The organism is Paradesertivirga mongoliensis (assembly GCF_024436395.1).
Taxonomy (GTDB): domain Bacteria; phylum Bacteroidota; class Bacteroidia; order Sphingobacteriales; family Sphingobacteriaceae; genus Paradesertivirga; species Paradesertivirga mongoliensis.
This window is the reverse complement of record NZ_JAFMZO010000002.1, coordinates 842091-856680: the sequence shown is the minus strand read 5'-3', so window position 1 is coordinate 856680 and position 14590 is coordinate 842091. Positions and strand designations below refer to the sequence as shown.

The following is a 14590-nucleotide window of genomic DNA, read 5'->3' as shown; positions in this document are numbered from 1 at the left end:
TTTGCACTCTTGTTTTTAAGAGCTACAATTTATAGTTTTATATAAGTCATGAAAAGAACATTCCAGCCTTCTCAAAGAAAAAGAAGAAATAAGCACGGATTCAGAGAGCGTATGAGTACTGCTAACGGTAGAAGAGTATTAGCGTCTCGTAGAGCAAAAGGCAGAAAAAGATTGAGCGTTTCTGACGAGCGTCGTCATAAATCATAATTTTTGATTGCAGTCCTGTCCGTTACGGCGGAATCTGCAGATCAAATCTGCACATAGGTTATAGCAATCAAAATGAACACATTCAAAAAAGAAGAACGGTTATGTAGTAAGAAGCTTTTAGCTAAGCTCTTCAGTAATGGTTCTTCTTTTTTAGTTTACCCCTTTCGCATTGTTTCGGCTCCCGAAACCTTAACTGTTAAATTTCCCGCCCAGGTTGTAATTGCTGTTTCCAAACGAAACTTCAGGCATGCTGTGGATAGGAATTTGATAAAGCGCAGAATAAGAGAAGCTTACCGATTGAATAAAGCCGAATATTTATATTCTTTTCTGGGTGAAAAGCAATTGAATCTGATCTTTAGTATTCATTATATCGGAAAAGATATAGCCGAATATCCCTTTATAGAGAAGAAGTTAAAGCAGGCGTTAAAAAAACTAACAGATTCGTACTCCAATGAATCCAATTAAGCTGTTTAAGGATCTTCTTTCTGCGATATTCCTGTTTTTAATCAAGCTATATCAGTATTTGCTTTCTCCGCTGTTGGGAGCCTCCTGCAGGTTTACACCTACATGTTCTCAATACGGAATGGAGGCGATAAAAAGGCATGGCCCTTTTAAAGGCTTATGGCTCACTATAAAGCGAATTGGCCGGTGTCATCCATGGGGAGGGCACGGGCATGATCCTGTTCCTTGATGGCTTTTACCGTTTTATTTGCATCTTTGGCTTCTGAAAATGGCACTTATTCTTCAACTAGAAACTTCCACATCTTCCTGCTCGGTGGCCCTTGCTTTTAATGGCCATACGATAGCACTAAGAGAGTTAAACGAGCGAAACGCCCATGCGGGCAATCTCACCCTTTTAATTTCTGAGGTAATGAATGTGGCCGGAAAGAAGATGGAAGATTTGACTGCTGTTGCCGTGAGCATGGGTCCTGGCTCGTACACAGGCTTGCGTATAGGTGTTTCTACAGCCAAGGGTTTGTGTTATGCGCTGGATATTCCGCTGATAGCGATAAATACCCTCCAGGCAATGGCAAATGGCTTTAAAGGCTTGAATGTGAGTGATGCTGCATTTTTTTGCCCTATGATTGATGCCCGCAGAATGGAAGTATACACCGCTATATATAACCAGCAATTGGAAGAGATTTTGCCGGTTGCTGCACGGATTATCGATGCTGAATCTTTTTCCGGTCTGCTGGAAAATCAGGAAATTATATTTTTTGGTGATGGAGCGATGAAATGCAGCGATGTTTTAGCCGGAAGCCCTAATGCACGTTTCTCGGCAGATTTTCTTAACTCCGCAAAAGATTTTACCAGCCTGGCGTACGAAAAATTTAGCGAAGGGAAGTTTGAGGATGTGGCTTATTTTGAACCTTTTTACCTGAAGGATTTTTTAGTTACTCAACCCAAACCCCTCAAATAGCTATTCTCTCTGACCTTCAAATCGCTTTCTTTTAAAGATCCTTTTATATAGTCGTTTAAAGAATCCTTCTTTAAAATCCCTGTCATCCACCGGAATGAAGTTTGTGTTTTGCCTCCTTTGTTTTGGGTCACCATACTTAATAGCAAATCCGAAATAGACCGAAGCTGCTGTTTTTCCCTTTCCGATCTTTTCATCCGAAGTAAGTACTCCTTTAGCCGTATAATAGTTTTCGAAAATCTGATCACTTCCGATAAAGAATTCGGCATTGGGCGACTTTAACATAAACTGTCCGCCAACCTGAAAGTAGTTGTGGAGGTTATATGCTGTAGACAAGCTTAGGTTCAGTGCTCTGTGCCGATAGGTATTAATTAAAGCGATATCGCCTCCTTTTTCGAACAGGTTTTTTGAGATAAGCAAGTTTGGCTGATATGAGCCTAAGTCCTTGTTGACGAGCAATTCAACGCGGCTATTGATAGGCGTTTTAAATTTCGACGAATCGGGATTCTTAAAAAAATCTTTTTTCAATTTGCTATTTATCGACGATTGCTTTTCGCCTTGCGTAAATTGTACGGTCTTGTCGATCGTAAATTTATAGGGAGTTTTGCTCCAATAGATAAATCCCAGGTCTTTAACATTTGCCAGCAAGGTAAAGCCGCGTTTGAGTTTGTAATTGGCACTCAGGCTTAGTGCCGCCCCCGGATTTTTGAAACCCGGAACGATCAAGGTTTTGTCGGGGTCATCCAATAGGAAGTTTGATCGGAGAGTTCCCCTTAGCGCCATTGCGTAAGTTTTGTCGGTTTCATTGAACGCCAGTGAAGATTCTTCCATTTGTAGTTTACTATGTGCAATCCCACTTAAATAGCTGAGTTTTATTCCTAGTCCAAGCCTTTTGTTATAATCTTCACGAAAAGTAAAAGCAAACTGATGATAGGAGGTCGCCGTCCCCGAATTATTGAACCGGTTGTCGGCAGATTGTGAAAGAAGATTGTAATTGTTAAAAAGCGCCAGTGTTTCGTTGCTTACCGCCACGTTCCCATACGAGCGTATTTGCCAGGCGAAGCCAATTTCCTGATTGAACTTCGCTCCCTTAAAAATCTTAAACATGGCCAGGTAAGCATTTTCATTGAAGTAGATCTTGTTCATTTCAGCGTTGCTCCCGAGCTCGAGATCACTGGTGTTAAACTTTCCGCCAAAGAGAAGACTTTTAAAAGTTGTTTGAGCCGGACCCAGGATGGTGGCATTCACCGAAAAATTGGGGATGAAAAAATTGAAGGCGTAGGTGCGACTGGTATCGGCGTAAAAGGCCTTTTGGGCTGGATTTTCAAATGAGTCGTACAAGGTACGGGTGTTGTACAAGCTAAACTGTGAAAAGCCAGTAGTGGTGACTAAAAACAAAAAGCAAAGCGATAGAAAGTAGTTCTTCATCAGACAGGTGAACGGCAATTTAATTGTTTAACGCAATACTGTCGGTAGGGTTGTAGCTTAGATAAAAATTAGTAAAAAAATGTCCCCCGTCAGAGGTCCATTGGTAAGAAAGCCCGTTGAACTGCTTCAGTTCTGAATCCTCCTTATCTAGCAATTCGGCATAGCCAGGTTTTAGATGAGTTCTAACCAATCTGGAGGATCTCTTTACGTTCAGAAAATAAAAAATATTGCTCTGGTTTGCCACCAATTGGTCATGACGTTTAAAATCTTCCGTTTGATGCAAAAAGCGCTCGCTTTCATAAACCGACAAAAAGTTTGTGATAATGCCCGGCATGTTCGCGATGATGAGGTAATTGTCGGCAACTCCGAAATAAGGTCTTGGAAATTTCTTTAGTGGCTCGCCAAAGTAGTAATAAAAGATGTGGCTGTGATTTACCTGGCTTACAAACTCATTTACTTGTCGGCTTATTAATTGTAGTTTAAAGTTTACATCTCTGCCATTAGTAACTTTAATTATTGCAAATGCTTCGCCGTACGAATTCTCAACCGATACAAACTCTTTATCAAGCAGGGGCTTAAGATCTCTGTTAAGGTCGACGCCTGTTGTGGTTTTTATACTTGTAATTTGTTCTTCCAGCTTTTGTAATTCGTTTCGCTTTTTGAAATAGGCTTTTAGGTCGTTATGAAACCGTTTAACATCTGATAAGCCGAAGGCTAAGAAGGTGGACGTATTTTCAGGGAGGATCTTCTTTATGGTGTTCGGAGCAGATTTTTGATGGAGAAAAAGGTTGAGGTAGTTTAGTTCTAAAGAGTCTACTGAGCTTATGCCATTAAACATTACTGCGTCGCTTTTGAAGTTCATACTTAATGCCGACGAGCCTTTCAAGTTAGCGAGAAGCGCAGAGTTGCCTTGTGCTTTCCCAAGAGCGAAATGCTTTAGGAAGGGGGACACAACCGGATGATTGATAAATAGGTTTACGGGGGAATTAAAATTCTTAGTGCTGATTTTGTGAATTTCTTCTACAGCCTCGTTGCTCAAGTGGGCCGCCTGAGGGTCAATGCATTTTTTCACCAGATCTTCTGAAAAGCTGGCAATGGCTATTCCCTGCCTTAAAAGGAGATAAAGCGGCTTTTTGAAGGAGCTGAACTGAAGCGCATAAACGTCGTTATAAAGCGCTTTTATAGTAAGATTCGGTATGTCCGACACCACTTCTTGTATGTTTTCTGTGGAAAGTTCTTTCCCAAGATTCATACTATAAAGAAATTCCAGGGAGTCTTTTCCGTGATGGAAAGAAAGAAAGACTTTGGTGTCGGAAGTATTTTCGGATAGGGTGGGTGTATTAAGTAAATCCTTCAGACGGCTGATTTCGGCTGCCCTGTGTTTGCCGATAATGGCATTGAAAGGTTTATAGTCTTTAAAAATTTCATAAAATGATTGGTCATTGTTGAATTGAAGTACCAGGGCTGCGTCAGCGGGAATATAATTTAGCACCTTTGTGATGTTGTCTCCTCTTCCGGCCAGAACTGAAAAGTATTTCGCTGCAAGGGCTGCAATAGCGAATATCAAAATTGTACACAGTATGATTATATTCCTCATCAGTCAATACAAAATTAACTCTTTTAACAGTAAGAAATCTTAACACTATTATTAAATTAGCAAATCATGTTATGTTATGAATAGGCAAATCATAATTACAGCTTCAATTTTTGGATTAAGTGCGGTAATTTTAGGTGCTTTTGGAGCGCACGCTTTGAAAGAAAGCCTTTCGCCTTCCAGCCTTGAGTCCTGGAAGACAGCGGTTAGTTATCAGTTTTATCATACTCTGGCCTTGCTTTTCTTGTCTAATTTTTCGAAATACAGAAGCCGTTCCATTCGTTTTGCCTATTGGTCGTTTACCTTGGGTATGCTCATCTTTTCCGGGTCTATTTATCTTTTGTCTACCACAGAACTCAGTAAAATAAACTTTTCATTTCTGGGCCCGGTTACCCCGCTTGGTGGGCTCTTGTTGATTTTAGGCTGGTTGTTTCTGCTTTTTGCTGCTCTAAAGAATAAATAAATGCTTGAATTTAATGAGGGCGCAGGCGGCAGGCAAACCTTTTTTGTCGAAGTAATTCTTCCTCTGTCTATCCCTAAAACATATACATACAGAGTCCCTCACACCCTGAATGAAAGCCTTGCGATAGGGAAACGTGTGATTGTTCAATTCGGTAAAAGCCGTATTTATACTGCGATAATCTTAAAAATCACAGAGGAGCCACCTTTGCTTTATGAAGCTAAATATATTATTGAGGTGCTTGATGATGAGGCAATTGTAAATGCCAGGCAATTGCAGGTATGGCAGTGGATCGCTGAGTATTACATGTGCTATATTGGGGAAGTAATGCAGGCTGCTCTGCCGGCTGCATTGAAACTTGCCAGTGAAACCCGGATAATCCTGCTACAAGAGGCTGGATATGATAAATCGTTGTTGAACGACAAGGAGTTTTTGATCATTGAAGCGCTGGAATTGCAGCCGGAGTTAAAGATTAGTGATATCGCTAATTTGCTGGGGCAAAAAACAGTATTCCCTCTCCTGAAAGGCTTGTTCGAAAAGGGAGTTATACATATATCAGAAGAAATATCCGACAGATATAAACCCCGTAAGAAGGCCTATATATTGTTGAATCCACTTTACCTGGAGGCAGAAAATCGCAAAGCTCTTTTTCAGGTGCTTGAAAGGGCTCCAAAACAGCTTGACGCATTACTTGCGTATATTAAATTAAGTAAAGACGGTCGGGAGGTTTTGAAAAGTGTATTGCTGGAGGAATCGGGATGTGGCGCCTCTGCTTTGAAAACGCTCCTGGATAAGGAGATATTTGTTCAGGAAGATAAAGTGGTGAGCCGTTTAACGACCGGCGAACAGGAAGCTGATAACACTTACGAACTGAGTGACCCACAGAAAAAGGCCTTTACGGAAATTGAGAAGCAGTTTGCCAGTAGGGATGTGGTGTTGCTTCATGGCATAACATCGTCGGGAAAAACACAACTATACATTAAACTAATAGAGGAGGCTGTACTTAAAGGAAGGCAGGTTCTGTATCTATTGCCTGAGATTGCTTTAACAGCTCAGATGATTGAGCGGCTCCGGCGCTATTTCGGATCAAAAATCGGAATTTATCACTCGCGTTTCAGCGATAATGAGCGCGCCGAAGTGTGGAACAAGGTGCTGAAGAACGAGTATGATATTGTGCTTGGCGCGCGGTCGTCGGTTTTCCTGCCCTTCTCAAATTTGGGATTAATTATTGTAGACGAAGAACACGAAGCTTCATATAAACAATTCGATCCCGCGCCTCGCTACCATGCCCGGGATACAGCAATTTATCTTGCCCGGGTGCATAAGGCGAAAGTCTTGCTTGGTTCTGCAACTCCTTCGCTAGAGAGCTATTATAACGTGCAAACGGATAAATACGGATTGGCAGAACTGGTTGAACGGTTTGGTGCGTCTAAACTACCACAGATTGAAGTAGTGAGCATTACCGACGAAACGAACAAAAAAACAATCCAGTCTAATTTTACAAGTGTCTTGCTGGCGGAAATAAAGCTCGCCCTTGAGAATAAGGAGCAGGTTATTTTATTTCAGAACAGGAGAGGTTACACGCCCATTTTGCTTTGCCGCACCTGCGGATACCTGCCCAAATGCATTAATTGTGATGTGAGTTTAACCTATCATAAAAGCTCGGGGAAATTGCATTGCCATTATTGCGGATATAAACAGGAGACGATCGCCAGATGTCCGGCATGTGGCTCAACGCATATTGAACAGAAGGGCTTTGGCACCGAGAAGATTGAGGAAGATTTACAGTTTATTATTCCCGAGGCCCGAATAGCCCGTATGGATCTGGACACCACGCGTTCTAAAAACAGCTTTCAAAAATTAATAGCCGACTTTGAAGATGCAAAAATCGATGTGCTGGTTGGCACGCAGATGGTAGCAAAGGGGCTCGACTTTGGTAATGTAACCGTAATAGGTATCATAAGTGCCGATAGTATGCTCAATTACCCTGATTTTAGAGCATACGAGCGAAGCTTTCAGATGCTGTCGCAGGTTGCAGGCCGGGCAGGGAGGCGGGATAAGATCGGAAAGGTGATCATTCAAACTTACAACCCTTCGCATCGTGTAATTGAACAGGTGATAAAAAATGATTTTGAGGGCCTGTTTAATCGTGAGGTTGCCGAGCGGAAGACATTTCTATATCCGCCTCTTTACCGCTTGATCCGTCTGGACATAAAACACAAAGATCCTATGTTGTTGTCGGATATTGCCTATCGTCTTTCTATAGATCTTAAATCGACGTTGGGAAAGCGGGTACTCGGTCCGGAAGAGCCCATGGTTAGCAGAATCAGAAACTATTACATCAAGACTATTTATATTAAAGTGGAGCGCAACGGTATCTCTATCGCGAAAGTAAAGAACTTCCTTGCCGACGTTTTATCTGCCATGGAAACGAACAAGTTAAATAAAGGGGCTTTTGTCCAGGTAGACGTGGATCCGTATTAATAGGTAAAACCAAAATTATACTGCAGCGATAACATGCTGACCGGGCGAAGTAAAAACTCCCATTTGTTAAACTGGCTGAAGGTTCTGGTTCGGCCCGCGTCATTATAAACCCTTTCCTGCTTCTCGTAACTATACAGCAGAGTAATTCCTGTTTCCACTGCTATCGTAATATGGCTTATTGGGCTAACTTTTAAACCAAAGTTGGGTGACATAGAGAATCCGTTTTTGAGCGTAGAAACCTCGTAAGGGTTGGTATAGTCGAGAGAAGATGCGTTTTTAACATCACCTTTAAACGAGTTTCTTCTATAACCAATATCGAAAGCAAGATAGGGTTGTACTGCTCCGTAAATAAAGTTCTTCTCAAATCCTATCCGGGTAGAAAAATCTTTTAACCTTCCGTTTGCTTCTTCGCAGTCTTCGCATTCATTTTTGAACGAAATGTTTTTACGGTAGTAGTTCGCCGACAGGCGGTAGCTGATCTGATTGTCATTCAACTTTACAAATAAACCGTTTAGAACCGTGTTCTGAAGATCGTTAGGATTCGTCTGGTTCAGGATTTTCGGAAACTCTTCAAGACTGTATACCTTAAGGCCGATGGTATACATATATAGCCTTTGAGTCCTAAATTGAGAGGGTTTTAAGTTGACATCGGTAGCAGTGACGGTGTCAATCCTGGTTATTTGAGCTGCTGCAGTAATCGAAAAGAAGAAAGCTATAGCTATAAATATCCCTTTTAAACCTGAATCAATCATACCGTAAAAGTAGCAAATTTTATTATCGATTTAATTTAATAGTCTATCAATAAAGTTCAAATTTATATTTTGGTTTGCCCTCTGATTTGTTTTCAAAGCGTATTTTTGCAAAAGAATGGCGTATAAATTTATAGATAATTACCGGGAGAGGGGAGCTCGCAAAAAGCTGGTTTCATTTCTGAGAGATGAGAGGAAAATCGAATCTGAAGATGTGTTAAAAGCCATAGAAAAAGTGCCGCGCCATTATTTCTTCGACGAAACTTTCTGGAACCAGGCCTATAGGGACATAGCTTTCCCGATAGGAGAAGGGCAAACCATTTCGCAGCCATATACAGTAGCTTATCAAACCCAATTGCTTCATATCTCACCAGGGGAAAAGGTTCTTGAAATCGGAACGGGCTCTGGTTACCAAACCTGCGTGCTTCTTGAGCTAAAGGCACAAGTTTATACCATCGAGCGGCAGGAGAAACTTTATGAAAGAGCGAAACTGTTTCTTAATAAAATGAATTATAAAGCCGAATTTTTTTTAGGAGACGGCTCTCGCGGAATTCCTCAGCATGCGCCTTACGACAAAATATTAGTTACCGCAGGCGCTCCCTTTGTACCTGAAGATTTACTGAAGCAACTAAAAATTGGTGGTATTTGCGTTATCCCGGTAGGGGATGAAAAGTCTCAAAAAATGATCACCGTACTGCGCGTAAATGAACATGATTACGAGAAAATTGAGCTCGACACGTTTCGCTTTGTGCCGCTGGTGGGGGACAAGGCGTGGTGAGGGAGCTATAAAGTCAAAAGTGAAAAGTCAAAACTCAAAAGCGAAACTCAAAATTAAAAACTTAGCTTTTCAATATCCGGCTTAATTCAATTTTACTTTCACGGTCTTTAATAGTGTCTCTTTTATCGAATAACTTCTTACCCTGGGCCAGTCCAATTTCAAGTTTTGCAAAGCCGCGGTCGCTGATGAAAAGGCGCAAAGGGATAATGGTGAAGCCTTTTTCTTCTCCCTTTTCTCTCAGTTTGCGGAGCTCCTTCTTATTGAGCAGCAATGCCCTGTCGCGTTTTTGTTCATGATTATAAAATGAACCGTGCGAATATTCTGCGATGTGCATATTCCTCACGTAAAGCCTGTCGTTTAAAAAGGTGCAGAAAGCATCATTGATATTCACTTTGCCTTCCCGTATCGACTTAATTTCGGTTCCAAGTAGTTGCAGCCCGGCTGTGAAATTTTCTAGTATATGATACTCGAAATAGGCTTTTTTATTTTTAATGTTTAAATCGTTCTTCATTTTTGTAAGGCAAAGAATCAGACAATCAGAATATTCTCTGCAAATTTTTGCGACACCATAATTTTGCTGCCGCTAATTAGTAACTCCATAGAGCCATCATAATCCTGCCGCGACAATACTTGTATAGTGGTGTCAATTCGCAGGTTTAACTTACTAACATATTGTAAAAATGCAGCGGTATTGTCTTTTACTGCCACCATTTTGCAACTCGTACCTGTTTCTACTTCTGAAAGCGTTTTCTTGAAAGATTGTTTTAATTCTCCTTTAGCATTTGGTATGCTATCTCCATGTGGATCAACTTCGGGATACCCTAAAAATTTATCAAGCTTATCCACCAGTTTTGGAGAATGAATGTGCTCCAGTTGTTCGGCTACCTCGTGCACCTCATCCCAGGTGAACTCCAGTTTCTCGTAAAGAAAGGTTTCCCATAACCGGTGTTTCCTTAATATTTCTATCGCTTTCTTCCTCCCGGTTTCCGAAAGTGAAATTTTCCCATATTTCTCGTATTGGATAAGCTTTTTCTCTTTGAGTTTTTTAAGCATGTCCGTGGCGGTGGCGGGCTTTACTCCAAGATAAAAAGCAAGCTCATTTGTTCCAGCCTCCACTTTATCTTCAAACTCCATTGTCAAATGAAGCAGTGCTTTCAAATAATTCTCTTCTGTAAAGGATAACATTCGGATAAAAGTAAATAAAAAAACAAAATTAAAATTGTTAGGTTAATCTAAATAATTAGTTTTGCTATTCTTATTTAGATTGTAAGACATGAAGAACTTTATTGGATTATGGAGCTTAATGTTATGGTCAGGTTCCTTGTTTTCACAAATAATTACAGGTGTGGTATCAGATCAGGGCATACCGGTTCCTTTCGCAACCGTCAAAATCGCCGAGCTGAATGTATCTGCCTCTACCGACAGCGTCGGCATTTACAGGTTCGATCAGATCAAGCCCGGGAAATATATTTTTCGGGTTACAGCTGTTTCTTACAGTCCACTATTTAAATCAATAGAAGTATTCGAAACAGATTCTGTAAAAACGGCCGATTTTGAGCTAAAACAGGAAGTGTCCCGATTAAAGGAAGTAGTGATCACGGGTACGCTCAAGGAAGTGAGCAGGCTCGAAAGCGCGGTTCCCGTCGAAATCTACAATCATACATTTTTTCATAAGAACCCTACGCCCTCTATATTCGACGCTTTACAGAATGTGAATGGTGTAAGGCCACAGCTCAACTGCAACGTCTGTAATACCGGCGATATTCATATTAATGGTCTTGAGGGCCCTTACACCATGGTGCTGATCGACGGGATGCCCATTGTAAGCAGTTTGTCGACGGTTTATGGTTTATCAGGAATTCCGAATTCATTAATTGACCGGGTGGAGATTGTTAAAGGCCCTGCATCATCTTTATATGGATCTGAAGCGGTAGGTGGCCTGATTAATATCATCACTAAATCGCCAGGCAGTGCCCCCGTTTTTACCGCCGACGTGTTTTCTACCAACTGGGGAGAGGTGAATACCGATATTGGCTTTAAGCTTAAAGCGGGTAAGGCCTCGATCCTTACAGGCTTTAACTATTTTAACTATCAGAATCCTGTCGACAAGAACGGCGATAATTTTACTGACGTGACGTTACAGCATCGTGCATCCCTGTTTCAAAAGTGGCAGTTCAGCCGAAAGGAGGACCGTTTGTTCTCTTTGGCAGCACGTTATTTCTATGAAGATCGCTGGGGCGGGGAAATGGACTGGACGAAGAACTTTAGGGGAGGAGATATCAAGTACGGTGAAAGTATATATACCAACCGGCTGGAGTTTTTAGGATCTTACCAGCTTCCGGTAAAAGAAAAAATGATGTTTTCATTTTCATACAACCACCATAAGCAAAACTCTGTGTATGGCACCACACTCTTTAATGCAACTCAGCATATAGCTTTTACCCAGTTAACCTGGGATAAGAAAATAAAACAGCACGATTTATTAGCAGGGATAGCCAACAGGTACACTTATTACAACGACAATACCATTGCAACTGCTAAGCAGCCCGATAATATATGGTTGCCCGGGATTTTCCTTCAGGATGAGATCACTCTCCATGAAAAACATAACGTTTTACTAGGCATGCGATATGATTATAATTCGAACCATGGAAATATACTGACGCCACGATTTGCCTATAAATGGAAGCCGGCAGAAAATTCCGTGCTTCGTCTTAATGCTGGTACCGGGTTCAGGGTAGTCAATCTGTTTACAGAAGATCATGCAGCGCTCACCGGCGCTAGAGATGTGATAGTAGCCGAGGAATTAAAACCTGAGAAAAGTTATAATGTGAACTTAAATTTTTTAACGAAAAGATATACCGCTAATAATACGTCACTTACGTTCGATGCCACCGCCTGGCTAACGCGCTTTAATAACCGCATTATTGCCGACTATGAAACTGACCCTGACGCAATAATATACGATAACCTGAGAGGTTTTGCCATTTCGAAAGGACTAAGCGCCAATATAGATCTGGCATATTCCAACGGATTGAAATTTATGCTTGGCGCTACTCTTATGGATGTATACAGCAAAGAGACCGGGATAAAAGATAAACAGTTATTGACCGAATCCTGGATGGGGACGTGGTCGGTTTCCTTCCCTTTAAAAAAGCTGGATCTGGCGGTAGACTATACCGGAAATGTTTATGGCCCGATGGATCTGCCTTATCTGGGCGACCTGGATCCCCGAGAAAGAAGGTCTCCGGTTTGGAGTATTCAAAACATACAGTTTACCTTTTCGGGACTTAAGGGATTAGAATTATACGGAGGTGTAAAAAACCTCCTTAACTGGACTCCGAATAAAAGGAACCCTTTCTTAATCGCGAGAGCGAATGATCCGTTTGATCGTCAGGTCGAATATGATTCATCCGGTCAGGTGAGGCAGACCTCTTCCAATCCTTATGCTCTGACCTTCGATCCGACTTACATATATGCTCCAAATCAGGGTATAAGAGGCTTTTTCGGGCTTAGGTATACTATTAAGAAGTAACGGCGGTTAGCGGATTATCAACACCGGGATTTTCACCTTATGCCGTACCGAGTCCAGCGTTGTTCCAAAGATCCAGTCGCTTATCCCTTTATGGCCATGAGCTCCCATTACCAGGAGATCAAGATTGTGTTTTTTGGTTATCGAGGCAATAGCTCCCGGAGCGCTTCCGTAGCCGATTAAGATGTTTGCGTGATAGCCGAGCTCTATAAGATTTACCTTGTATTTCTCCAGATTATCGGTGTCGCTTTGGGTTTCATAATCCAGCACTTTGTCGCCGTGATAGCGGGCTCCTGCCGTCTCTACAATATGGATCAGGTAGTATTGAGCATCTTTGCCACCCTGGATTAGGGCATGTCTGATCGTGTTTCTGTCATTGTCTGAAAAATCTACAGGGATGCCAATATTACCGTAAGCTACGTCTCCTACTTCTCCGATCGACAAGGCTTCGCCGTGCGGAAGATTAGAGTGCTTATGTTCGGAGTGTTTAACAAAGGGCGATATCAGAACATAAAGAAGTAGTATTCCTACAGCGAGGATAACCGGAAAAACAAAAACATAAATCCACCAGGCGTTTGAGGTGCTCGATAGCCAGCTGTATACTTCTTCATAAACCAGTTTTACATTCAGTCCCACAATGATTAAGGCGCTGATCCAGGCGAGTATTTTTACCCATGGTTTTATGGCAAATTCGCTCATCAGTTTCTTGTCAGAAGTAAAATGAATAAGGGGTATAATAGCAAAACCCAACTGCAGACTTAACACAACCTGGCTCAATACCAGCAATTCCCCAAGCGCATCTTCACCAAAATAAAGGATGGTAAAGAATGCAGGAGTAATGGCCAGTAAGCGTGTAATTAAACGACGCAACCAGGGTGCAATTCGCAAATTTAGGTGTCCTTCCATTACGATTTGTCCAGCAAGGGTACCCGTAATGGTCGAGCTTTGGCCGGAAGCAATTAACGCGATGGCGAACAGGGTAGGAGCCAGAGAGCCAAAAATGTCTTCTAATAATTTATATGCATCCTGGATCTCCGCTACCTCAAAAAAGCCGTTTTTATAAAAAGCGGTTGCGGCCAGAATAAGAATAGATGCATTGACAAGGAAAGCCAGGTTAAGAGCTATCGTAGTGTCTATCAGGTTAAATTTCAGAGCCTCCAGTATTCCCTTTCGGTTTTTTTCGATCTTGCGGGTTTGAACCAGAGATGAGTGGAGATACAGATTATGGGGCATAACGGTAGCTCCAATGATTCCGATTGCAATATACAGCGCGTTACCACTTAAGGCAGAGGGTTTCAGTCCCCTAACCACCTCATTAAATGCCGGTTGAACAATTAACATTTCTGCCAAAAAAGAAACCCCCACTATAAATACCATCGAAACGATAAACACCTCCATCATCCGCATTCCCTTATTCATAAGAAAGAGAAGCAGGAAGGTATCCAGAACAGTGATCGAAATACCCCAGATCAGGGGCAGGTCAAAAAGTAAGTTAAGCCCGATAGCCATTCCGATGATTTCTGCCAGGTCGCACGCAATGATTGCAATTTGTGCTAAGACGTATAAGGGGTAGTTAACCCAGGAGGGATAGGCATTTCGTGATGCTTGTGCCAGGTCAAGACCCTTCACAATACCCAGTCGTGCGCTTAGCGACTGGAGCAACAAAGCGATGAGGTTTGACATTAACAGAATCCAGAGTAGTCTATAGCCAAACTGGCTTCCGCCGGCAATATCGGTTGCCCAGTTACCCGGATCCATGTACCCAACACTTACCAGATAAGCCGGCCCCACAAAGGCTAAAAGCTTCCTCCATCCCCTTTTTCCTGCGGTTCCAACGGTAGAGTGAACTTCTTCTAAGGACTCGTTATATTTGCTTTCTGCCATCACCTTACTATGTTTTGTAAATCTAATAATTAAATTAGGTTAGTCTAAAAATAATTT

General features: G+C 41.8%; 14 protein-coding genes. 8 read left to right on the top strand and 6 right to left on the bottom strand.

The annotated features are described in order from the left end of the window. The first annotated feature begins 48 nt into the window (after positions 1 to 48). The 4 genes from rpmH to tsaB all read left to right on the top strand — a co-directional run bounded on the left by rpmH (position 49) and on the right by tsaB (position 1627). Positions 49 to 207 (top strand): 50S ribosomal protein L34, encoded by a 159-nt coding sequence (gene rpmH, locus J3P43_RS09870; RefSeq protein WP_255901699.1) that lies wholly within the window; start codon positions 49 to 51, stop codon positions 205 to 207. A gap of 72 nt (positions 208 to 279) precedes the next feature. Then, a complete protein-coding gene (locus J3P43_RS09865) occupies positions 280 to 672 on the top strand; it encodes a ribonuclease P protein component (RefSeq protein WP_255901697.1) in 393 nt (130 codons plus the stop codon). Then, positions 659 to 898, top strand: coding sequence for a membrane protein insertion efficiency factor YidD (gene yidD / locus J3P43_RS09860; RefSeq protein WP_255901695.1), 240 nt, complete (start codon positions 659 to 661; stop codon positions 896 to 898). The genes J3P43_RS09865 and yidD overlap by 14 nt, the downstream gene beginning before the upstream one ends. 39 nt (positions 899 to 937) lie before the next feature. Next, positions 938 to 1627, top strand: coding sequence for a tRNA (adenosine(37)-N6)-threonylcarbamoyltransferase complex dimerization subunit type 1 TsaB (gene tsaB / locus J3P43_RS09855; protein WP_255901691.1), 690 nt, complete (start codon positions 938 to 940; stop codon positions 1625 to 1627). Here the strand turns inward: tsaB and J3P43_RS09850 are convergent, their stop codons facing one another. Further along, positions 1628 to 3052, bottom strand: coding sequence for a DUF5723 family protein (locus J3P43_RS09850; protein ID WP_255901688.1), 1425 nt, complete (start codon positions 3050 to 3052; stop codon positions 1628 to 1630). 19 nt (positions 3053 to 3071) lie between these two features. After that, the gene (locus J3P43_RS09845; RefSeq protein ID WP_255901685.1) at positions 3072 to 4649 is read right to left on the bottom strand and encodes a DUF3352 domain-containing protein; all 1578 of its coding nucleotides are present in this window, start codon (positions 4647 to 4649) and stop codon (positions 3072 to 3074) included. Positions 4650 to 4725: 76 nt separating this feature from the next. Here J3P43_RS09845 and J3P43_RS09840 point away from each other — a divergent pair, with 76 nt between their 5' ends. Together J3P43_RS09840 and priA are read left to right on the top strand one after the other, a co-directional pair. Continuing rightward, positions 4726 to 5109 carry a DUF423 domain-containing protein gene (locus tag J3P43_RS09840; RefSeq protein ID WP_255901683.1) on the top strand — a complete coding sequence of 128 codons (384 nt, stop codon included), beginning with the start codon at positions 4726 to 4728 and terminating at the stop codon, positions 5107 to 5109. Further along, a complete protein-coding gene (priA, locus tag J3P43_RS09835; RefSeq protein ID WP_255901681.1) occupies positions 5110 to 7590 on the top strand; it encodes a replication restart helicase PriA in 2481 nt (826 codons plus the stop codon). On the opposite strand, the gene J3P43_RS09830 is transcribed toward priA, so the two are convergent. Next, positions 7587 to 8342: a hypothetical protein gene (locus tag J3P43_RS09830; RefSeq protein WP_255901678.1), complete on the bottom strand. Its 756-nt coding sequence runs from the start codon at positions 8340 to 8342 to the stop codon at positions 7587 to 7589. The two genes, priA and J3P43_RS09830, sit on opposite strands and share 4 nt — an antisense overlap. 115 nt (positions 8343 to 8457) lie before the next feature. On the opposite strand from J3P43_RS09830, the gene J3P43_RS09825 reads away from it, so the two are divergent. After that, entirely contained in the window at positions 8458 to 9117 is a 660-nt protein-coding gene (locus J3P43_RS09825) for a protein-L-isoaspartate(D-aspartate) O-methyltransferase (RefSeq protein ID WP_255901676.1), read from the top strand. A 61-nt stretch (positions 9118 to 9178) separates the two neighbouring features. On the opposite strand, the gene smpB is transcribed toward J3P43_RS09825, so the two are convergent. Continuing rightward, positions 9179 to 9628 (bottom strand): SsrA-binding protein SmpB, encoded by a 450-nt coding sequence (smpB, locus tag J3P43_RS09820; RefSeq protein WP_255901674.1) that lies wholly within the window; start codon positions 9626 to 9628, stop codon positions 9179 to 9181. A 17-nt stretch (positions 9629 to 9645) separates the two neighbouring features. Continuing rightward, entirely contained in the window at positions 9646 to 10302 is a 657-nt protein-coding gene (locus J3P43_RS09815; protein ID WP_255901671.1) for a metal-dependent transcriptional regulator, read from the bottom strand. A gap of 88 nt (positions 10303 to 10390) precedes the next feature. Here J3P43_RS09815 and J3P43_RS09810 point away from each other — a divergent pair, with 88 nt between their 5' ends. Beyond that, complete coding sequence (locus tag J3P43_RS09810) at positions 10391 to 12652, top strand: TonB-dependent receptor (protein WP_255901668.1); 2262 nt, start codon at positions 10391 to 10393, stop codon at positions 12650 to 12652. A gap of 6 nt (positions 12653 to 12658) precedes the next feature. Here the strand turns inward: J3P43_RS09810 and J3P43_RS09805 are convergent, their stop codons facing one another. Then, the gene (locus J3P43_RS09805; protein WP_255901665.1) at positions 12659 to 14533 is read right to left on the bottom strand and encodes an Nramp family divalent metal transporter; all 1875 of its coding nucleotides are present in this window, start codon (positions 14531 to 14533) and stop codon (positions 12659 to 12661) included. Positions 14534 to 14590 lie beyond the last annotated feature (57 nt).